Raw genomic sequence first — 20,887 nt, 5'->3', positions numbered from 1 at the left:
GGGGGCGACTACAGCGAGACGTCCGTCTCGATGTCCTCGGTGGCCTCCCGCAGGCCGTCGCGGCGGGCGTCCTCGGCCAACCGCGCCGAGAGGTCCGAGTCGGTCAGAAGTTCGTCGAACAGGGAGTAGAACCGGTCGTTCGCGCGGGTCGCCTCCCGCGCCGCCGCCGCGACGCGGCGGTAGTGCGCCACCGTCTCGGCGTCGGTTCCGAGTTCGGCCGCGCACGTCTCGTCGTCCGCGCCGTCGCCGACGAGCGAGCGGAGTCGCTCGAACGGGAAGGGGGCGTCGCGGTCCGAGTCGCGGACGAGGTGGAGGTCCATCCGCGCGACGAACACGTCCGACTCGTCGGCGTCCGCGTCGAGGGCGGCGGCCAGTTCCGCGTCGGTGTCGCCGTCGAAGAACCCGCGGACGACGCGGCACAGGTCGGCCTCCGAGAGTGCCGTCTCGAACGCGTAGCGGTCGCGCATCTCCGCGACGAGCGCCGACACGCGTTCGTTGCGTTCCCCGTCCGAGAGGCCGTCCGTCAGCGACCCGGGAGACTCCTCCTGGGACTCGGTCACCGTCTCCGACCCGGTCGTCTCCACGAAGATGTCTCTGAGTTCGGCCGTCTTCTCGTCCATGCCCGGGCGTACGCGCTCAGAGGTAAAAAGTCACGCCGGGGGCCGCCGGCCGGCGACGGCCGCGAGAACCCACCGCCGCCCGCGACGCCGCCGTAAACCGAACGACTAATCACGGTTTACGAGACACGGACGGACGTGTCCACGAACACCGAATCGGTCGAACTCGTCGGCGACGACGTGGTGGGCAACGTCGCGCGAGCGGCGCTGTTCGCCGCGTTGACCGGCGCGTTCGCGTACGTCTCGTTCCCGAACCCGGTCTCTCCCGTCCCGGTGAGCCTGCAGGTGCTGGGCGTCTTCCTCGCCGGCATCTTCCTCGGGCCCGTCTGGGGCGGCGCGTCGATAGCGCTGTACCTCGTCGCCGGCGCCGCCGGCGTGCCCGTCTTCGCCGGCGGGTCCGCCGGCCTCGGCTCGTTCGTAAGCTACACCGCGGGCTACCTCTGGTCGTACCCCCTCGCGGCGGCCCTCGTCGGCGCCGTCGTCCACGGCACGTCCGACCTGCGCGACCCCGGCGACGTCGGCCTGACCCGCCTCGTCGGCGGCATGGTCGCCGGCACCGTCGTCATCTACGCCCTCGGCACCGTCGGCTACGCCGTCGTCGAGAACGGTCTCGTCGGCGCGTTCGCCCCCTCGGCGCTCGCCCGCGCGTTCGTCGTCAGCGCCCTCGCGTTCGTGCCGTTCGAGGCCGTGAAGATAGCCGCCGCGGTCGGTGTCGTCCGGAGCGACGCCGCGGCGGCGGAGTGACGCGGCGGCGCCGATGACCATCCGCACCGAGTCGCTGGTCCACCGCTACGGCGACGCCGTCGCCGTCGACGACGTGACGCTCACCGTCGAAGACGGCGAGTTCGTCGTCCTCGCGGGCGCGAACGGGTCCGGCAAGACCACGCTCGTCCGCCACTTCGACGGCCTGCTGGAACCCGACGCGGGCGAGGTAGTCGTCGACGGCCTGTCCGTCCCCGAGAACCTCGTCGCCGCCCGGAGCGCGGTGGGGATGGTGTTTCAGGACCCGCGGGACCAGTTCGTCGCCGCGACGGTCGGCGCGGACGTCGCCTTCGGCCCCGAGAACCTCGGCCTGCCGCGCGCGGAGATAACCGAACGGGTCGCGGACGCCCTCGCCGCGGTGAACATGGCGGGGCGCGGCGACGACCGGGTGGACGAGCTATCGGGCGGTGAACAGGAACGCGTCGCCATCGCGGGCGCACTCGCGATGCGGCCGAGCCACCTCGTCCTCGACGAACCGTTCACGGGCCTCGACGCCCCCGCCCGCGACGCGGTGGTGGACCGGTTGGCCGCCCTCCGCGACGCGGGGACGAGCGTCGTCGTCGTCACGCACGACTTGCGCGACGTGTGCGCCCTCGCGGACCGGGTGGTCGTGATGGCCGACGGGCGCGTGGTGGCCGACGGCACCCCGGACGCCCTCGGCGACGCCCTCGAACGGTACGACGTACGCCCTCCCGACCGAGGATGCTGACGTACCGCCCCGGCGACTCGCTGGCGCACCGACTGGACCCGCGGGCGAAACTGTTCGTGCAGGCGGCGTTCGCCCTCGCCGCCTTCGCGCACACGACGCCGCGCGGACTGGCCGCCTTCACCGTCGTCGCCCTCGGCGTCCTCGCCGCGGGGCGTCTCTCACCGACCGTGCCGATTCGCGGGTTCGCGCCCGCCCTCCCGTTCCTCGTCGTCGCGCCCCTCGCGGCGACGGTGACGCTGTGGCCCCTCGGCCTCGACCCGACGGCGGCCGTGGAACCGGCGCTGGCGAGTTACCGCGTCCTCCTCGTCCTCGTCGTCTCCGGCGTCTACCTCCGGACGACGCCGGTTCGGGACTCCCGCGCCGCCGTCGAGCGACTCCTGCCGGGACGCGTCGGCCGCTTCCTCGGCGTCGGCGTCGCCCTCGTCTTCCGCTTCTTGCCCGTCCTCCTCGCTGACCTCCGGCGCGTGCGCGAGGCGTCGAGGGCGCGCCTCGGCGACCAGCGTCCCCTGCGGGAGCGGATGCGAACCGTCGGGGCGGCGGGCGTCCGCCGCGCGTTCGCTCGCTCGGACCGACTCGCACTCGCCCTCCGGGCGCGGTGCTTCGCGTGGAACCCGACCCTGCCGGAACTCCGCTTCCGGCGGCGCGACTACCCCGCACTCGCCGTCGGCGTCCTCCTCGTCGCGTCCGCGTTCCTCTGACCCGCCGACCCCGGCGTTCCTCCGACCTGTCGAATCGACGGACCGAGACGCGCCGCCCCCCTCTCGGGTGGCAAGATTTAACCACTCGGTTTCCGCGTAAACAACTATGATACTCTTGCAGTCGGAACCGACTCGGGAGACGTTCTGGACCATCAGTCCGGTCGGCAAGGCGGTGTTCTACGCCCTCGCCGCGATGGCCGTCCTCGTCTTCCTGTACGGGGTCTACGAGCGGTTCGCGCGGTACGCGCGGGGCGAGGCGGACGCCTTCGAGCGACTGGACGACCTGCCGGGGCGAGTGCGCCGCGCGTCCCGCGTCGTCCTCTCGAACGAGAAGCAGTTCGACCGCGACCTGTACGGCGGCGTGATGCACGCGTTCATCCTCTGGGGCTTCCTCACGCTCCTCATCGGGACGACCATCCTCGGCTTCGACATCGACGTCTACCGGACCCTGACGGGAACCTCGTTCTTCACGGGCGACTTCTACCTCTCGTACTCGTTCGTGATGGACGCGCTCGGCTTCCTGTTCGTCGTCGGCGTCGGCATGGCAATCTACCGCCGCTACGTCGTCCGCGAGGAACGCCTCTGGGGGAAGCACACGGGGTTCGAGGACGACGCGTTCGTCTGGACGCTGTTCGTCCTCGGCGTCGGCGGCTACGTCCTCGAAGCCCTCCGCATCGTCGGCACCGAGTTCCCCGAGTGGGAGACGGTGTCGTTCGTCGGCTACTTCGTCGCCCTCGTGTTCGACGCCGCCGGGATGTCCGCCGAGACGGCGACGCTCCTCTACTGGCCGGGGTGGTGGTCCCACGCGATACTCGCCCTCGGCTTCGTCGCGTTCGTCCCCTACGCCAAGCCGTTCCACATGATATCGTCGTTCGCCAACGTCGTCACCGCCGACGAGAAGGCGGGCAAGCGCCTGCCGGGCGTCCCGCCGGACGAGGGGCCCGAGGAGATCGGTTACACGTCCATCGAGGACCTCTCGTGGCGGCAACTGCTCGACACGGACGCCTGCACGAAGTGCGGTCGGTGTTCGTCCGTTTGCCCCGCGAAGGCGTCGGGCCGACCGCTCGACCCCCGCGACGTCATCCTCGACCTGAAGTCCTACCGCGAGTCGCTCGACGCCGGCGAGACCGAGGAGATAGACATCGTCGCCGACGGCGGCACCTCGGTCGTGGACTCCTCGACGATGGAGTCCTGCATGGCCTGCATGGCCTGCATGGACGCCTGCCCCGTGGACATCGAGCACCTGAGTCACTTCACCGAGATGAACCGCCGCCTCACCGAGACCGGTCAGATGCAGGAACCCGTCCAGGAGGCGATGATGAACATCTTCCAGAACGGCAACGCCTTCGGCGACCCCGCCCGCAAGCGGCCGGACTGGACCCGTGACCTCGACTTCGAGGTGCCCGACGCCCGCGAGGAGGACGTGGAGTTCCTCTGGTACGTCGGCGACTACCCCTCCTACGACGAACGCAACCGCCGCGTCGCCCGTTCGCTCGCCCGCCTGTTCGAACTCGCCGGCGTCTCCTACGGCATCCTCTACGAGGACGAACAGCACGACGGCAACGACGTGCGCCGCGTCGGCGAGGAGGGCCTGTACGAGATGCTGGTCGAGGACAACGCCGACGCCGTCCACGACTGCGAGTTCGACAAGATCGTCTGCACGGACCCGCACTCGTACAACACGTTCCTGAACGAGTACCCCGAGATGGACCCCGACTTCGACTACCCCGTCTACCACTACACGCAGGTGGTCGAATCGCTCGTCCGCGACGGTCGCGTGGGTCTCGACGGGACGGAGATAGGCTACACCGTCACCTACCACGACCCGTGTCACCTCGGCCGATTCAACGACGAGTACGAAGCGCCCCGGGAACTCGTCCGGGCGACGGGCGCGACACTCGCCGAGATGCCGCGCAACCGCTCGGACTCGTTCTGCTGTGGCGGCGGCGGCGGCGGCCTCTGGATGGAACACGAGGAGGAGGAGAAACCGAGCGAGGAACGCCTGCGCGAGGCCCTCGAAGACACCGAGGCGGGCGCGGCGGTGGAGAAGTTCGTCGTCGCCTGCCCGATGTGCGCGACGATGTACGAGGACGGGCGCAAGACCGGCGACTACGAGGACGACATCGAGATAATCGACGTGGCGGAGCTACTGGTCGAGGCGCTGGAGTCGAAGCGCGGGACCGCGGTCGGCGCCGACGACGGGACGACGCCCGCGACGGCCGACTGACCGCGGCCGGGCCCGCGCCGGCTTACGTTCCGAACTCCGTGCAGACCGGGATGCCGATGGTGTCGAAGTCGGTCACCGGGGCCAGTTCACGGTGCGTGAAAAACGATGCCGAACGAACGAGGGGACGCGACCGTCGGGGCGTTCAGTCGCCCTTGTACTCTTTGCGGAAGCCGCGGAACTCCGTGCGGTGGGCCTCCTCGTCGGCCAGAACCGTCACGGCGATGTCCTCGGTGACGGGGTCGTTCGCCGCCTCGGCGGCGTCGATGAGGTCGCGGTACGTCGAGATGGCGTCCTCCTCGGCGTCCAGTACACCTTCGACGACCGACATGACGTCGGTGCTGTCCTCGGGCGGTTGGAGGCTCATCTGGTTGGCCTCGAACTCGGCCGACCCCGGCGGTTGCTCGTCGAGTTGCTTCAGGCGGTTTCCGAGCATCTCCGCGTGGTTGAGTTCCTCCTGGATGTCCGCCTGCAGGGACTCCTTTATCTCCTCGGCGCTGATGCCCTCGAGGACGATAGAGTTCGTCAGATAGTTCATCACCGTCTCCAACTCGTCCTGATACGCCTTCTTCAGAAGGTCCGTGACCTGTTGGTTTGTCATTGCACCGAGACCTTGGTTCGGCGGCGTCAAATAGTTGGCCGCCGTTCGAGGATCGTGTCAGTCTCCCGTTGCGACGCGTTCGGCCGCGTCGTCGGTCGGGGTCAGCGCCGCCTCGCGAGTCCGGCCACGGCCAGAAGCGCGAGGACGCCGGCGAGGACGCCGAATCCGGGCGAAGCGGTCTGCGTGTCACCGGGCGTCGCCGTCGCCTCGAGTGTCGGGGTGGCCGGCGCGTCGGTGGTCGTCGCGCCGTCGGTCGTCTCCGTGGCGTCGGTCGTCTCCGTGGCGTCGGTCGTCTCCGCGCCGTCGTCCGTCTCCGGTGTCGACGCGCTCTCGAGGACGAGCGTTCCCACGTCCGAGGCGTCGCCGGCGGGGCCGACCCGCACGTCGTACTCGCCCGCGTCGAGGGGCGACGAGAGGCGGTCGGTCTCCTGCGTCGCGTCCGTCAGTTCGTCACCGTCGGAGACGCGCAGGTACGACGCGGCGTCGGTCGTGCCCGCCGTGCCGGTATCGAGTTCGAGGGTGGCGTCGCCGTCACCGTCGGCGTCGACCACCGTGGCGCGGACGACGAAGTTGGTCGCTTCGGAACCGACCGCGACGCGCGCCGACTCGGTCCCGTCGGGGAACGCGAGCGGAATCGCGGCCGTCTCTCCGCCGGCGGCGGTCACGACTGCCTCGTCGAGCGTCGCCGACTCGGACGCGTTCGACTCGGACGCGTTCGTCTCCGAGGGCGTCGACGCGCTCTCGAGGACGAGCGTTCCGACGGCGGTGGTGTCGTCGTCGGAGCCGAGACGCAGGTCGTAGTCGCCCGCGTCGAGGGGCGACGAGAGGCGGTCGGTCTCCTGCGTCGCGTTCTCGAGTTCGTCGCCGTCGGAGACGCTCAGATACGACGCGGCGTCCGTCGTCCCGGCCGTCCCGGTATCGACCGCGACGGTCACGTTGCCGTCGCCGTCGGCGTCGACCACCGTCGCGTGCGCGAGGAAGCCGGCCTCCTGCGACCCGACGGTGAGACGAGTCGACTCGTTGCTGCCGGGGAGCGCGACCGTCACGTCGGCCGTCGCCCCGCTATCCGCGGTCACGACGGGGTCGACGAACGTCAGCGCGTCGCCGTCGACGCCGGCGGTCGAACCGGAGGCGTTCGTCGGCGGCGACGACGATGCGCTCTCGACGACGAGTGCCGCCTCGTCGGCGGGGTCGTCGCTGGGACCGAGACGCAGATCGTACTCGGCCGGTGCGATCGGCGACGAGAGGCGGTCGGTCTCCTGCGTCGCGTCCGTCAGTTCGTCGCCGTCGGAGACGCTCAGATACGACGCGGCGTCCGTTGTCCCGGCCGCGCCGGTATCGACCGCGACGGTCACGTTGCCGTCGCCGTCGGCGTCCACGAGCGTTGCGTGCGCGACGAAGTTGGTCGCTTCGGAGCCGATCGTGACGCGGACGGTGCCGTTCGCTTCGGGAACCGAGACCGGAACTTCGGCCGTCTCTCCGCCGGGTACCTGAACGATGCCGTTCTCGAACGCCGGCGACTCGCCCGCCGCCGCGGCCGTCCCCGCGACGGGGGCGGCCGCCGCGACGGTCACGGCGAGTGCGGCGAGTGCGAGTGTTCTGGTGGAGGGCTGCATGCGTCTCCGACGTGGCCCGCGTCGGGAGTAAACCGTTCGTAAGCTCATAGCGGACTTTGAGCTTCTCGACAGAGACTTGTCAGACGAGGACGACGTCGAGAGCATGCCGCGAGTCAACGAGGACGACGTAGACTGGACCGAGACGGAAACGGGCGAGACGGCGTTTCGACGGAAGAAACTGGGTTCCGCGGCCGGGGCGACCCGTCTGGGCGCGAGCCTGTACGAACTCCCGCCGGGGAAGTCGTCGTGGCCGTACCACTTCCACACGGGCAACGAGGAGATGGCGTACGTCCTCGCCGGAGAGGGGACGCTCCGAACGCCCGACGGCGAGGAGTCGATACGCGCCGGCGACCTGCTCTCGTTCCCCGCGGACCCCTCGGGCGCGCACAAACTCCGCAACGACGGCGACGAACCGCTTCGCTACCTGATGGTCTCGACGATGCGGGACCCGGACGTGACCGTCTATCCCGACTCGGAGAAGATAGGGGTGTACGCGGGGTCACCGCCGGGCGGCGAGGACGAACGCGTCGTGTCGGGGTACTTCGAACGCGACGAGACGGTGGACTACTGGGACGACGAGCCCTGAGGTGCCTCGGGGACGAGTGGTGTGGGTTCGTCGTCGGGGAGACGGAGTGGGGACTGGGCGGGTGCGCGGCGGGGCGGCGGCCCCGTCACGCGAGTGCGGCCTCGATGTCGTCGATGACGCTGCGCGCGGGCCGCCGGTCCCGCGACGGCGCCCGTCCGTCGACGTACTCCCGGAGCACCTCCGCGAAGAACGCCAGTTCGTCACGCTCGAAGTCGTCGTCCTCCTCGACCCGGTCGAGGAGTGTGACGGCGGGTTCCGGGGTCTCTCCCTCCTCGACGGCGTCTTCGACGCTGGCCAGGAGGGCGGCGTGGAGTGCCCACGCCTCTTCGTTCGTGAGGTCGAGTGCGGTCGGACTGTCGTGGGCCGAAGCGGTCATTGTGTGCCTCCGGTCTGTGGTAGGGGCCGGCGGTTATAAACTGTGTGTATGATTAGCACACTCCGCGCACGGCCGGCAAAGACTGAAATTCGTCGAGCAGAGCGGCGTCGAGAGGCTCTCGAAGCGCTTCCGGACGTTATTCTTAGAGCGAGTTACTCGAAACTGTGAACGTTCCGCTCGTTTACTCGAAGGCCGAAATCCCGGTTGCTGACTGCCATCCCACCGAATCGAGTGAACGGAGTCACTCGAAGGCCGAAATCCCGGTTGCTGACTGCCATCCCACCGAATCGAGTGAACGGAGTCACTCGAAGGCCGGGATGCCAGTCAGGTCCGCCCCGAGGACGAGGGTGTGGATGTCGTGGGTGCCCTCGTAGGTGTACACCGTCTCGATGTTGGCCATGTGTCGCATCGGCGAGTAGTCGGTGGTGATGCCGTTGCCGCCGAGCATCTCGCGGGCCGTCCGCGTCACCTCGCGCGCCATCCGCACGTTGTGTCGCTTCGCCATCGACACCTGCTGGTGACGCAAGTCGCCGCGCTCTTTTATCTCGGCGAGGCGGTGCGCCATCAGTTGCCCGTTCGTTATCTGCGTCGCCATCTCGGCGAGTTTGTCCTGTTGCATCTGGAAGCGGGCGATGGGCCCGCCGAACTGGTCGCGGTCCTTCGCGTAGGCGAGGGCGTCCTCGAAGGCGTCGCGGGCCGCGCCGACTGCGCCCCACGAGATGCCGTAGCGGGCCTGCGTGAGACACGACAGCGGCCCCTTCATCCCCTCGACGTTCGGGAGGACGTCCTCCTCGGGCACCCACACGTCGTCGAGGCCGATTTCGCCCGTGACGGACGCGCGCATCGAGAGTTTGTCGTCTATCTTGTTCGTGCTCACGCCGTCGCGGTCCGTCTCCACGAGGAAGCCTCGAACCGGCGCGTTCGCCGCGGAGGTGTCGCGCGCCCAGACGACGGCCACGTCGGCGATGGGCGAGTTCGTTATCCACGTCTTCGACCCGTTCAGCACGTAGCCGTCGTCGTCCCGTTCCGCGCGCGTCTCCATCCCCGAGGGGTTCGACCCGTGTTCGGGTTCGGTCAGGCCGAAACAGCCGACGGCCTCGCCGGTGCCGAGTTCGGGGAGCCACCGCTCTTTCTGCTCCTCGGAGCCGAACGCGTCGATGGGGTACATGACGAGTGCGCCCTGCACGCTCGCCATCGACCGAATGCCCGAGTCGCCGGCCTCTAGCTCCTGCATCAGGATGCCGTACGCGCGGTCACCGACGCCCGGGAGGCCGTAGCCGTCGATGGTGGGGGCGTAGAAGCCGAGTTCGCCCATCTGCGGAATCAGGTCCATCGGGAACGTCCCCTTCTCGAAGTGCTCACCGATGTCGGGTTTGACCTCGCTCTCGACGAACCGCCGCGCCTCGTCTCGAATCATCCGCTCCTCCGCCGTGAGGTCCTCTTCTAAACCCAGATAATCGAGCATGATGGTACTGCGGGGGACGGTGACAAAAGGTGTTCGCTCGGCGACGGCGGGCCGCCCCGACCCCCGACCGCTCGTCGGTCGGTTCGGACGGCGACCCCACCGCACTCGTCGCCGAGCGACCCGACTGCCGGGGGGCGAACCCTTTTGGGCCGTCCTGTGAAGGAGTGACACATGTCCGAGCGAGAACGTGAGCGCGAGCGCGAGTCCCCGAAACAGGCGCTGTTCGACAGTATCGAGTCCGAGCGCGAGCGACTGAAGACGGTCGCCCGCGACATCTGGGAGCGTCCCGAAGTCGCCCTGCGGGAGACCGAGTCGAGCGAACGCCTCCAGTCGGTCCTGCGCGAGGAGGGGTTCGAAATCGAGACGGGCGTCGGCGGCATCGAGACGGCGTTCGTCGCTCGCTACGGCGACGAGGACCCCGTCGTCGGCACGATGGGCGAGTTCGACGCCCTCCCCGGGATGAGTCAGCGAGCGACGGCCGAACGCGACCCGGTCGACCCGGGCGGACCGGGACACGGCTGCGGGCACAACCTGTTCGGCGTCGGAAGCCTCGGCGGCGCACTCGCCGTCGCGCGCGCCATCGACCGCGGCGACCTCTCGGGCTCCGTCGTCTTCTTCGGGACGCCCGCCGAGGAGGCCGGCGGCGGCAAGGTGTACATGGTCCGCGACGGCGCCTTCGACGACGTGGACGCCATCGTCTCCTGGCACCCCGGCTGGTACAACGCGCCGAGCAAGGGTTCGTGTCTCGCCAACGACGCGTTCGACTTCACCTTCGTCGGCGAGACGTCGCACGCCGCCGCCGCGCCAGAGTCGGGGCGCTCCGCGCTCGACGCGGTGCAACTCATGAACACCGGCGTCGAGTACATGCGCGAACACGTCTCCGACGCCGTCCGCATCCACTACGTCGTCCGGAACGGCGGCACCGCGGCCAACGTCGTCCCCGGCGAGGCCAGCGTCGAGTACCTCGTGCGCGCCCCGGAACGCGACGAGGTCGAACGCGTCTCCGAGTGGGTCCGCGACGTCGCCGAGGCGGCCGCGAAGATGACCCGGACCGAAGTCGAGGCCACCAAGACCGCCGGCATGTACGGCGTCCTGCCGAACCACACCATCGCCGACGCCATCCGAGCGAACATGGAGCGTGCCGAGTTCCCGCTGGACGACGACCAGCGCGCATTCGCCGGGGAACTCCGCGAGACGCTCGGCGACGTGGAGGGCGCGCTCGGAGAACTGCCCGAGTCGGAGCGCGAAGCCGCCCGCGAGGCGGCGATGTTCACCCGGCCTATCGACGCCCCGGACGAGGACGAGACCGGGTCCTACTCGACGGACTCGGGCGACGTGTCGTGGAACGTCCCGCTCGGGCGGTTCACGGCCGCGACGTGGCCCGTTGGGACGCCCGCCCACTCGTGGCAGGCCGTCGCGGCCGGCAAGGAGGTGGGGACGGCGGGGATGGAGTTCGCGGCGAAGACCATCGCGGCGACGCTCGCTGACCTCATCGCCGACGACGAACTCCGCCGGCGCGCCCGCGCGGAGTTCGAGGAACAGTCGGCCAGCCACGAGTACGAGAGTCCGCTCCCCGACGGCGCCGACCCGTACGAACTCGTGAGTCGGTAGCGGGAGACGGCCGAGAGAGAATCGGAGAGTGATAAAAAAGAGAGCGAGAGACCGCCGCGAGACGGTCAGGCCGCCGCGTCCATCCGGACTCGTCGGGCGTAGGCGGCGAAGTTGTCGAACAGGCGCTTGGCCTCGCAGGCCGCGTCGTAGTTCTCGGCGGTGATGCCGTCGAGGACGGACTGGATTCGTTCGTCGGGCAGGTCCTTGCCCTTCGTCACCGCCTCCGCGGTGTCGGTGTCGTACTCGGGGTGGAACTGCACGCCCCACGCGTGGCCCTTCCGGAAGGCGTGGACGCCGTAGTCGTTCTCCGCGAGGAGTTCCGCGCCCGCCGGGAGTTCGGTGACGGCGTCCGAGTGCGTCGTGAAGACCGTGAACGTCTCGTCGATGCCCTCGAACAGTTCGCTCTCCGTCGTCCGCGACACCTCGCGGTAGCCGATTTCGTACTCGCCCATGTCCTCGACGCGGCCGCCGAGTGCCTCCGCGACCACCTGGTGACCGTAGCAGACGCCGAGTATCGGCACGTCGCGGTCGGCGGCGTCGGCGACGTAGTCGACGAGGGGAGGAATCCACTCCTCGTCCCAGTAGACCGACGCGCGCGACCCGGTGACGACCACGCCGTCGAAGTCGAAGTGCGACGGCAGTTCGCTCTCCGTCGCGTCGAACTCCGCCAGGTCGGCGTCCAGTTCCCGTCGAAAGTTCCGTCGCGTGTTGGTGTCTCCGTGTGAGGCGTCCAGTAAGGCGAAACGGAGTGTCCCGGTTTCCTGAGTCATCGTGAGAGCCAACGACGTGGGACGAAAAATGACTTGCGCTCGTGCGAGGGATTGCCGTTCCCTCGGTGACCGGTGCCGCGCGGCCTACTCGTCGTCGGCGTCGGCGAGGAAACCCAGCAGTTCGTCGTTGACGCGCTTGGACCGTTCGACGTGCGCGAGGTGGCCCGCGTCCTCGACGGCGACGAACTCGCCGCGCGGGAGGGCCTCGGCCAACTCGCGGCCGCGGTCGACGGGCCAGACGCTGTCGGCGGTGCCGTGGACGACCAGTGTGGGCGCCGTCACCTCGTACGGCGCGTCGAGTTCGTAGTCCCGGATAGCGGCAACTTGTGCCTCCCACGCGTCGGGCGCGGCGTCCTCCTCGGCGCGCCACTCGACCATCTGCCGGACCGCGTCGGGGTGGCGCTCGACGAACCGGTCGGACAGGGCCGCCGCGAGCGATCGTTCGAGTCCCTCGCGGTCGTTCGGCGAGGCGTAGAGCGATTCGAGGGCGAGGTCCGCGCCCGAGGCGGCGGACCCGAGACAGACCAGACGGTCGACGCGCGCGGTGGTGCGCGCCGCCGCCAGACCGACCACGCCGCCGAGTCCCGCGCCGACGACGGTGGCAGAGCGGAGTCCCGCGTCTGAGAGGACGCTCGTCAGGTCGGCGACGAGGTCCGACATCGCGTAGGGGCCCGCCGGCGCGTCCGACCGTCCCGCGCCGCGGACGTCCGTGACGACGCTCTCGTACGGGCCGGCGACGGCGGCGTGTTGCCACCCCCACTGCCACGCGCCGTAGCCGGCGTCGCCGACGAACACCACCGGGTCGCCGTCGCCGTCGCGTTCGTAGTAACAGGAGACGCCAGCGTTCGAAGCCAGAGGCATGCGCGGCAATCGGCGAGGGTCGACCTTATACCTTCGACAAGCGCTCCCGCGACGGGCTACTGGGTCTGCAGTCGCCAGTCGTCCGCGTCGGCGTCGTACGCGAGGACGCCGTGGAACAGCGTCTTGAGCGTGTTCACCGTCGTCTCGTCCTGCGTCGTCGGGTCGAGGAAGAACAGGCCGGTGGCCCCCACGGCGTCCAGACGGCCCGTGAGGACGTGCAGGAATCGGTAGAGCGTCTCGACGGAGACGTACTGGAGCACGAGCGTCAGCGAGTCGAGGGAGACGACGACGGCGGCGTCCTCGTCCTGCCAGTCGTTCAGGTACTTCGTCACCTGCATCCCGATGCCCGTCGCGTCCGCGGGACTCGACACCGTCTCGACGGCGACGCCGTCCGGCGGGTCCCCCGCGAACGAGTCCGGCGTCGTCACGACGGCGGCCGCCGCCGGCGCGTCGCCGAGGACTTCCACCCAGTGGTCGTACCACCGGGTCGCCGGCCGCGAGAAACTGATGCCGAGGAGGTGAACGGGGCGTTCGTCGCCGACGAGGAGTCGCTTGCACGTCGCGTCCGACCCGGACTGCAACTGCGGGCGAAGGACGAGGACGTTGGCGGCGTCCCGCGTCTCGTTCGTCACCCGTTCTGTGAGCTCCATACAGTTGTTTTAGAAATCCAACAGATAGTCTTAACTCTTGCTCTGTCGTCAAACGGTGAGGTTCGGTCCGCAACGAACGTCAGGAATCGATGGTCCGCGCGAGGGCGTCGGCCGGCGAGGCGCGTCCCTCCGGGGCGCCGGCCGCGGAAGTGCGTCCCCCCGGGGGACGCCTCAGGCGTCGAGAACCTGCCGGAGCACGTCGGGCGCCTCCGCCAGCACGTCGTCCAGAGCGTCGACGTTCGGACCGCCGCCCTGCGCGAAGTCCGGCGGGCCGCCGCCGCCGCCGCCGACGCGCGAGGCGAGTTGGCCGACGACTTCGCCCGCGTTGATGCCCACGCCGTCGGGGACGCCGACGACGAACTGGGCGCTGCCGCCCGCGGCGGAGCCGAGGACGGCCACTTTGCCCTCTCCGACGATGGCGTTGGCCGTCGCGCGGAGTTCGTCGGCGTCGCCGTCGAGTCGTTGGACGACGGCGGGCGTGCCGTTCACGTCCGTCTCCTCCGTCTCCGCGGCGGCGCGCGCCTCCGCGAGTTCGGACTTCAGCCGGTCGATGGTCTTGCCGCGTTCCTTCCACTCGGTGAAGAACCGCTCGGCCGTGTCCGGCACGTCCTCGGGGTTCACGTCGAGCACCTCGGCCGCGTCGTAGAGGGCGTCTTCGGTGCGCTGCGTCGCCTCGATGGCCGCGTCGCCCGCGGCGAAGACGACGCGTTCGATGCCGTCCTGCACCGGTTCGGTCGTCAGCACCTTGATGGCGCCGATGTCGCCGGTCCGCTTGACGTGCGTCCCGCCGCAGGCCTGCACGTCGTCGCCGACGGAGATGACGCGGATGTTCTGTCCCGGCGGGATGCCGCCCTGATAGAGGTCGAACCCGTACCGCTCCTCCGCTTCGTGGCGGTCCGGCCACTCCTGTTTCACCGGGACGTTCCGCATCACGACGTCGTTGGCCACCTGCTCTATCCGCTTGACCTCCTCGCGCGTGATTCGCTCGTAGTGGGTGATGTCGAAGCGGGCGCGGTCGGTGCCCTTCTGTGCCCCGGCCTGTCGCACGTGGTCGCCGAGCACCTGTCGGGCCGCGTAGCCGACGACGTGCGTCGCCGTGTGGTGCCGCATCAGGCGGCGGCGACGCTCCACGTCGAGTTGCCCGCGGACGAACTCGCCCTTGCCGGGGTCCTCGTCAGTCCGGTGCAGGACGACGCCGTCGCGTATCTGCACGTCCGTCACCTGCACCGTCGTGTCGTCCGTCGAGAGCGTCCCGTGGTCGGCCGGTTGCCCGCCGCCCTCGGGGTAGAACATCGTCTGGTCGAGGACGACGTCGTAGCCCGCCTCGCGTTCGAGGACGTCGAGGACGACGGCCTCGAACTCGGTCCGCTCCTGGTCGTCGTAGTAGAGCTTCTCCGTGTCGGGCAGGTCAGAGAGGCGGTCCTCGCGTTCCTCGGCCGCCTCGGCGGCCCCTTCGCCCTCGTGTCGGTCGGCGACCAGCGAGTAGAAGTCGTCCGGCACGTCCACCCGCGCACCGCGCTCTTCGGCTATCTCCTCGACCATGTCGGGTTGGATGCCGTGGGAGTCGTACAGTTCGATGAGTTCCTCGACCGGGATTGGCTCGTCGCGGCCGGCGTAGTCGTCGGCGAGCGTCTCGACCTTCCGCGTCCCGCGTTCGAGCGTCTCGCGGTACTTCCGCTCCTCGGTCCGCACGATGTCGCGGATGGTGTCGCGGTTCTCGTAGCCGAGGCGTTCGGCCTGCATGTCCACGAGTTCGTCGAGAGGGGCGTCGACGCCCACGTTGTCGACGAGGCGCTTCGTCCGACGGAGGACCATGCGCGCGAGGTAGCCCGTCCCGACGTTCGAGGGGACGATGCCGTCGCCGAACATGTACGCGAGCGTCCGGCAGTGGTCGGCGATGGCGTAGATGTCTTCGAGGGGGCGGAGCAGGGCCGTCAGTTCGTCGGCGTCGACGCCCAACTGGTCGGCGATGTCGACGCGCGCCTCGTACACGTCGTCCACCTCGTCGATGTCGAGGTAGCCCGACAGTTTCGCGGCGCGGTGGACGAGTTCCTCCTCGTCGTCGGTGAGGGTGAGGTTGGCGTTCTCCTTCAGGAACTCGATCATGTCCGGGTACACCGCCTCGTAGACGGTGGCGGTCCCCTGCGACACCCACGCCCAGCGTTCGAGGCCGTAGCCGGTGTCGACGATGTAGGTGTCCATCGGCGAGTACCGGTTGCCGTCCTTCATCTCGTACTCGCCGTCGGGGTCCTGCTCCATCGACATGAAGACGAGCGTCGCCAACTCGGCGCCGCGGTACAGTACCTCGAAGGCGGGACCGGCGTTGCCGCCGCCGACCCACGGGTCCTCGATGTACGTTATCTCTTCGAGGTCCGCGCCCATGTGCTCGAAGAACTCGTCGCAGAGTTCGACCGTCTCGTCCTTCCAGTAGACTTCGCCGGAGTAGGCGTACTCGTCGCCGACCTCCTCGCGGGCGTTGAACGCGTGGTGGGCCATCATCTCGAACGCCATCGTGTGCCGGCCCGTCTTCCCCACGTTGTCGATGTCCTGCATCCGGATGCAGGGCTGCGAGATGGTGAGCGGGTTCGCCGGCGGCGGCGTCTGTCCGCTGGTGACGAGCGGTTGGAAGTCGTAGATAGACGCCTGCGTCAAGAGCACGTCGTCACGCCAGCGGTTGGCCGCGACCGGGTACGGTTCGATGCGTTCGTGGCCGTGTTCCTCGAAGAACGAGAGGAACTCCTCTCGCATCTCTTCGAGGGTGTACTCCTCGTCGAAACCGGGGTTGTCGATGAACGAGTAGTCGTCCGCCGGCGGTTCCCCACACGTCTCGCGGTCGGGGTCCCGCGTCCAGAAGTACGCGTCGGTCACCGGGCACTGTTTCCGGTAGAACCCCTCCTCCTCGAAATAGTCGAGGCGGTACTCCTCTTCGAGTTCGCTCATTACCCCAGATTGACCCACGGCCGGGTAAAACAGTTCCGGGTGTGCGGGACGGGGACCGACGATTTCGGTATCGTTTCCGCACTCGCGGGCGGGAAACGAGCGTCCGACGCGCGGCCGCCGCCGACACCGCTAACGTCGTCGCCCGACTACTCTCGCGCATGGAACTACGCGAGTCCCTCCGGCGACGCCCCGCGGTCGAGTGGGTGGCGTGGGTACTGCTCTCCGAACTTGCGGGCGTCGTCGGCGGCGTGGCGACGGCGTCGGCCATCGGGACGTGGTATCAGACGCTCGTCCAACCGGCGTTCGCGCCGCCGAACTGGGTGTTCGGTCCGGTGTGGACGACGCTGTACGCCCTGATGGGGACGGCGGCGTTCCTCGTCTCCCGGTCCTCGCACCCGCGGGCCCGCGTCGCCCTGTACGCATTCCTCGGCCACCTCGTCCTCAACGTGGCGTGGTCCCTGGCGTTCTTCGGCCTGCAGTCGCCGCTGTACGGCCTCGTCGTCATCGTCCCCCTCCTCCTCGCCATCGTCGCCGTCACCGCCCTGTTCGGCCGCATCGACCGGCGGGCCGCGGCACTCATGCTCCCGTACCTCGCCTGGGTGGCGTTCGCGACGGCGCTCAACTATCGGTTCTGGGTGTTGAACTAAATCGTGAGGTATCACACCGCGTTCCGGACGAACGCGCCGCAACAGTTATGTGAATCCTGAATGTTCCCTAGCCAGACTGACGTGCGAGGACTGGAGCAACTGCGACTCGCCGTGGACGACCCGGCGGCAATGGAGCATCTTACGCTGGTGTCCGATTCGGCGTCCTTCGTGCCGGCCGGCGACGGCGAACCGGCAGACGTCGCCATCGTCACCGACCCGTCGAGCGACTTCGAACGCGACGTGCCGGTCGTCTGCTACGCCGACTGCGACCCGGCGTCGGTGCCTCGACCGGAGCGGTTCGACGCGTTCGTGCGACGGGGCGACGAGGAATCGCTCCGCACGCAACTCCGCTGGCTCGCGGCGCGGGCCGACGGCGTGGCGGTCCACGAGACGAGGCTCAGACGGCTCTACGAGGGGAGTTCGAGACTCATCTCGGCCGAGACGACCGACGAACTGTTGGACCAGACGCTCGACATCGCCGACCGCATCCTCGCGTTCGACAACTCCGTCGTCTGCACCGACGCCGGCGACGGCTTCCACGTCCGCGCCACCGACGACGACTTCGACGACGACGACCGCATCGACTACGACAGGGGACTCGTCGGTGAGACGTACCGGACGGGCGAATCGTTCCGCCTCGACGACGTCCGAGACAGCGACGTGGCCGACCCCGCCGACCCGGGGTTCCGGTCGGTCGTCAGCGTGCCCATCGGCGACGTCGGGGTGTTTCAGGCCATCTCGACGGACGTGAACGCGTTCGACGAGACGGACCGCCGCCTCGCGGAACTGCTCGTCTCCTACGTCGCCGAGACGGCGGCCCGAATCGAGTCCGAGGCGGCGCTTCGAGAGAGTCGCAGTCGCGTCGAAGCGCTCCACCGCGGCACGGTCGAACTCGCCGCCGTCACCGACATCGACGAACTGTTCGAGCGAACCGTCGCGGTCACCGACGAGATTCTCTCGTTCGACCTGAGCTACGTCGGCGTCGTCGACGACGGCTTCATCGTCCCTGCCGCGATGTCAGAGGGGTTCCCCGAGGACGGCGCGGAGGTCAAGTCGCTCGAAGACGGCGGCGTCGCCGCCGCCGTCTACCGAACGCAGGAGACGCGTCTCGTCACGGACATGGCCGAGGCCGACGACGCCGAACCGGCGAAGGACACCTATCGGTCGGGGCTGAGCGTCCCAATCGGCGACTTCGCGGTGTTTCAGGCCGCCGCGTACACGCCGCACGCGTTCGACGAGACGGACGCGGAACTCACCGAACTCCTGATGGCGCACGTCGCCGTGACCGCCGAGCGAATCCGCGCCGAGGAGGACCTCCGCGAGGAACGCGACCGCTCGACCGCCCTGTTCGAACACGTCTCCGACGCCGCCGTCGCCTATCAGGTGGACGAGGGCGCGGGCGTCGCGTCCGTCCAGAGCGTCAATCACGCCTTCGAGGAGCGGTTCGGCCGGTGCAGCGTGGACGTCATCGGCGAGGACCTCGTCGCCGAAATCGTCCCCGACGACGAGACGGACCCCCCGGAGTTGAGCGTCGCGGCGGGAGAGCGACGGCGCTGCGAGGTGCAGCGACTCGCGAACGGCGACCGGCGCGAGTTCATCCTCAACGTCGTCCCACTCGACCCCGACGCCGCCGACGGCGTGGGGTACGCGCTCTACACCGACATCACCGAGCGGAAAGAGCGCGAGTCGGAGCTGAGACGGCAGAACCAGCGGTTGGAGGAGTTCGCCAACATCGTGAGCCACGACCTGCGGAACCCCCTCGCGGTGGCGCAGGGACACCTCGAACTGGCACGCGAGACGGACCGCGAGGAGTCGTTCGAAGCGGTGGCGGACGCGTTGAACAAGATGGAACGGCTCATCGACGACCTGCTGTCGCTGGCGCGGCAGGGCGAAGTCGTCGGCGAGACGACCCCCGTGGACGTGGCGGCGGTCGCCCGTCGGGCGTGGGACACCGTCGAGACCGAAGACGCGACGCTGGAGAGCGCCACCGCGACGGTCGAGGCCGACGACGAGCGTCTGGCCGAACTGCTCGGGAACCTGTTTCGGAACTCGGTCGAGCACGGCGCTCGACGTCCCTCCGGTCGCTCCCCTCCCGGAGACACCGTGGAACACAGTTCCACGAGCAACCGGACGTCGTCCGGTGACAGCGTGGAGCATGGCTCCGCGAGCAGTCGGCCGGCGGCCGACGACGCCGTCGAACACGGCGACACGAGCGGCGGCGTCACGATTCGCGTCGGTCCGCTGGACGGCGAGCGGGGGTTCTACGTCGAAGACGACGGCCCCGGCATCGACGAGGACCGCCGCGAGTCGGTGTTCGACCCCGGCGAGACCACCGGCGGCGACGGCATCGGCTACGGTCTCACCATCGTCTCGCGCATCGCGGAGGCGCACGACTGGGACGTGTCGGTGACCGAGAGCGCCGACGGCGGCGCGCGGTTCGAGTTCCGAGCCGACTGAACCGACTCGTTACTCGTCGGTCGCGGCGGCCAACGACGCGAGCAACGCCTCCAGTTGCACCTGCTCGTTCGCCCCCTCGGTGATGCGGTAGTCCGCCTCGCCGATGCGCTCCATCAGGCGGACCGTCGTGCGTTCGTCCAGGTCGAAGTCCCACACCGACCGGTGCAGTTGGTCGATGATGTCGCCGCCGGCCATCCCGGTGTCGACGAGGAGCGTCTCCAGTTTCGACCGGGCGGCGAGGAAGTCGCCGTCGATGGCCGACTGGACCATCGCCTCGATGTCCTCGGGGCGGGCCGTCGAGGTGATGAGGTAGACGGCCTCTTCGTCCACCACCTCGCCCGTCGTCGCCGCCGCCTGCAGGGAGTTGATGGCGCGGCGCATGTCGCCGCCGGCGGCGTAGACGAGGGCGTCGAGTCCGTCCTCGGTGAGTTCGATGTCCTCGGCCGCGGCGATGTCGCGCACCTGTTCGGCCACGGCGTCGTCGCCGAGGGGCGAGAAGCGGAACACCGCACACCGCGACTGGATGGGGTCGATTATCTTCGAGGAGTAGTTACACGAGAGGATGAAGCGCGTGTTGTCGGAGAACTGCTCCATCGTCCGGCGCAGGGCCGACTGCGCGTCCGAGGTGAGAGAGTCCGCCTCGTCGAGGAAGATGACGCGGTAGTCGAAGCCGCCGAACGACGAGCGCGCGAAGTTCTTGATTCGGTCGCGCACCACGTCGATGCCGCGTTCGTCCGAGGCGTTGAGTTCGAGGAAGTTGCCGCGCCAGTCGTCGCCGTAGATGGCGCGGGCGATGGCCGTCGCGGAGGTGGTCTTGCCGACGCCCGCCGGGCCCGCGAACAGCAGGTGCGGCAGGTCGTCCTGTTCGATGTACGAGCGGAGTCTGTCGACGATGTCCTCCTGCCCGTACACGTCGTCCAGCGTCTGCGGTCGGTACTTCTCGATCCATATCTCGCGACCCGTGGGGGCGTCCTCCGCGTCCGCGGCCTCGCTCATACGCTGCACACGGTCCCGGCGGGTGATAAAGCACCCGCGTTGCGCCGCCGACCGGAGCGAAACCGAGAAACCCGCGGCGGGCGGAGAGGCGGCCATGCACGTCACCGTCGAAGTCGTCGGCGAGGACACCCGCGAGGTCAGCGTCGGCGACGACGACACGTACGCCGACCTGATTCGGGCGGTGGACCTCAGCCCCCACGAGGTGTCCGTCCTCGTCGACGGGTCGCCCGTCCCCGAGGACCAACCCGTCGCGACCGACCGGGTGAAGATTCTCCGCCTCATCAAGGGCGGCGCCGAGTGA

19 protein-coding genes are annotated in these 20,887 nt (G+C 69.2%); 9 read left to right on the top strand and 10 right to left on the bottom strand.

Annotated features, from left to right (window positions below):
• Nucleotides 1-8: 8 nt before the first annotated feature.
• The gene (locus BM310_RS01755) at nucleotides 9-620 is read right to left on the bottom strand and encodes a conditioned medium-induced protein 4 (protein WP_089804035.1); all 612 of its coding nucleotides are present in this window, start codon (nucleotides 618-620) and stop codon (nucleotides 9-11) included.
• A gap of 135 nt (nucleotides 621-755) precedes the next feature.
• Here BM310_RS01755 and BM310_RS01750 point away from each other — a divergent pair, with 135 nt between their 5' ends.
• From BM310_RS01750 to BM310_RS01735, 4 genes are all read left to right on the top strand, one after another.
• The gene (locus tag BM310_RS01750; RefSeq protein WP_089804031.1) at nucleotides 756-1,361 is read left to right on the top strand and encodes a biotin transporter BioY; all 606 of its coding nucleotides are present in this window, start codon (nucleotides 756-758) and stop codon (nucleotides 1,359-1,361) included.
• 13 nt (nucleotides 1,362-1,374) lie between these two features.
• On the top strand, nucleotides 1,375-2,088 hold the full coding sequence (locus BM310_RS01745) for an energy-coupling factor ABC transporter ATP-binding protein (RefSeq protein ID WP_089806942.1): 714 nt from the start codon (nucleotides 1,375-1,377) through the stop codon (nucleotides 2,086-2,088).
• Nucleotides 2,082-2,786: an energy-coupling factor transporter transmembrane component T family protein gene (locus BM310_RS01740; protein WP_089804029.1), complete on the top strand. Its 705-nt coding sequence runs from the start codon at nucleotides 2,082-2,084 to the stop codon at nucleotides 2,784-2,786. Before BM310_RS01745 ends, BM310_RS01740 begins: the two co-directional genes overlap by 7 nt.
• 106 nt (nucleotides 2,787-2,892) lie before the next feature.
• Nucleotides 2,893-5,013: a (Fe-S)-binding protein gene (locus tag BM310_RS01735; RefSeq protein WP_089804027.1), complete on the top strand. Its 2,121-nt coding sequence runs from the start codon at nucleotides 2,893-2,895 to the stop codon at nucleotides 5,011-5,013.
• Between the two features lie 142 nt (nucleotides 5,014-5,155).
• Here the strand turns inward: BM310_RS01735 and BM310_RS01730 are convergent, their stop codons facing one another.
• Both BM310_RS01730 and BM310_RS01725 read right to left on the bottom strand, forming a co-directional pair.
• Entirely contained in the window at nucleotides 5,156-5,611 is a 456-nt protein-coding gene (locus BM310_RS01730; RefSeq protein ID WP_089804025.1) for a ferritin-like domain-containing protein, read from the bottom strand.
• A gap of 101 nt (nucleotides 5,612-5,712) precedes the next feature.
• The gene (locus BM310_RS01725; protein ID WP_089804023.1) at nucleotides 5,713-7,227 is read right to left on the bottom strand and encodes a DUF7827 domain-containing protein; all 1,515 of its coding nucleotides are present in this window, start codon (nucleotides 7,225-7,227) and stop codon (nucleotides 5,713-5,715) included.
• A 103-nt stretch (nucleotides 7,228-7,330) separates the two neighbouring features.
• Here BM310_RS01725 and BM310_RS01720 point away from each other — a divergent pair, with 103 nt between their 5' ends.
• Complete coding sequence (locus BM310_RS01720) at nucleotides 7,331-7,813, top strand: cupin domain-containing protein (protein WP_089806940.1); 483 nt, start codon at nucleotides 7,331-7,333, stop codon at nucleotides 7,811-7,813.
• An 85-nt stretch (nucleotides 7,814-7,898) separates the two neighbouring features.
• Here the strand turns inward: BM310_RS01720 and BM310_RS01715 are convergent, their stop codons facing one another.
• Nucleotides 7,899-8,189: a DUF7853 family protein gene (locus BM310_RS01715; protein WP_089804021.1), complete on the bottom strand. Its 291-nt coding sequence runs from the start codon at nucleotides 8,187-8,189 to the stop codon at nucleotides 7,899-7,901.
• Nucleotides 8,190-8,490: 301 nt separating this feature from the next.
• Entirely contained in the window at nucleotides 8,491-9,654 is a 1,164-nt protein-coding gene (locus BM310_RS01710) for an acyl-CoA dehydrogenase family protein (RefSeq protein ID WP_089804020.1), read from the bottom strand.
• 171 nt (nucleotides 9,655-9,825) lie between these two features.
• Here BM310_RS01710 and BM310_RS01705 point away from each other — a divergent pair, with 171 nt between their 5' ends.
• Entirely contained in the window at nucleotides 9,826-11,265 is a 1,440-nt protein-coding gene (locus BM310_RS01705) for an amidohydrolase (protein ID WP_089804017.1), read from the top strand.
• 65 nt (nucleotides 11,266-11,330) lie between these two features.
• On the opposite strand, the gene BM310_RS01700 is transcribed toward BM310_RS01705, so the two are convergent.
• The 4 genes from BM310_RS01700 to alaS all read right to left on the bottom strand — a co-directional run bounded on the left by BM310_RS01700 (nucleotide 11,331) and on the right by alaS (nucleotide 16,486).
• Nucleotides 11,331-12,035 (bottom strand): type 1 glutamine amidotransferase, encoded by a 705-nt coding sequence (locus tag BM310_RS01700; RefSeq protein ID WP_089804014.1) that lies wholly within the window; start codon nucleotides 12,033-12,035, stop codon nucleotides 11,331-11,333.
• 84 nt (nucleotides 12,036-12,119) lie between these two features.
• Nucleotides 12,120-12,896 (bottom strand): alpha/beta fold hydrolase, encoded by a 777-nt coding sequence (locus BM310_RS01695; protein WP_177232502.1) that lies wholly within the window; start codon nucleotides 12,894-12,896, stop codon nucleotides 12,120-12,122.
• 56 nt (nucleotides 12,897-12,952) lie between these two features.
• Complete coding sequence (locus BM310_RS01690; protein WP_089804012.1) at nucleotides 12,953-13,546, bottom strand: DUF7504 family protein; 594 nt, start codon at nucleotides 13,544-13,546, stop codon at nucleotides 12,953-12,955.
• Nucleotides 13,547-13,717: 171 nt separating this feature from the next.
• Nucleotides 13,718-16,486: an alanine--tRNA ligase gene (gene alaS, locus BM310_RS01685; protein ID WP_089804011.1), complete on the bottom strand. Its 2,769-nt coding sequence runs from the start codon at nucleotides 16,484-16,486 to the stop codon at nucleotides 13,718-13,720.
• Between the two features lie 158 nt (nucleotides 16,487-16,644).
• Between alaS and BM310_RS01680 the strand changes: the two genes are divergently transcribed.
• On the top strand, nucleotides 16,645-17,133 hold the full coding sequence (locus BM310_RS01680; RefSeq protein WP_089804009.1) for a TspO/MBR family protein: 489 nt from the start codon (nucleotides 16,645-16,647) through the stop codon (nucleotides 17,131-17,133).
• Nucleotides 17,134-17,193: 60 nt separating this feature from the next.
• Nucleotides 17,194-19,590 carry a GAF domain-containing protein gene (locus BM310_RS01675; protein ID WP_394328036.1) on the top strand — a complete coding sequence of 799 codons (2,397 nt, stop codon included), beginning with the start codon at nucleotides 17,194-17,196 and terminating at the stop codon, nucleotides 19,588-19,590.
• Nucleotides 19,591-19,599: 9 nt separating this feature from the next.
• On the opposite strand, the gene BM310_RS01670 is transcribed toward BM310_RS01675, so the two are convergent.
• Nucleotides 19,600-20,586: a replication factor C small subunit gene (locus BM310_RS01670; RefSeq protein WP_089804005.1), complete on the bottom strand. Its 987-nt coding sequence runs from the start codon at nucleotides 20,584-20,586 to the stop codon at nucleotides 19,600-19,602.
• Nucleotides 20,587-20,680: 94 nt separating this feature from the next.
• Between BM310_RS01670 and samp2 the strand changes: the two genes are divergently transcribed.
• Entirely contained in the window at nucleotides 20,681-20,887 is a 207-nt protein-coding gene (gene samp2, locus BM310_RS01665) for a ubiquitin-like small modifier protein SAMP2 (protein ID WP_089806935.1), read from the top strand.

Source organism: Halogeometricum rufum (assembly GCF_900112175.1).
In the GTDB taxonomy this organism is placed as follows: Archaea; Halobacteriota; Halobacteria; order Halobacteriales; family Haloferacaceae; genus Halogeometricum; species Halogeometricum rufum.
Note: the sequence above shows the minus strand (reverse complement) of the source record. Positions and strands in the feature narration are given on the sequence as shown.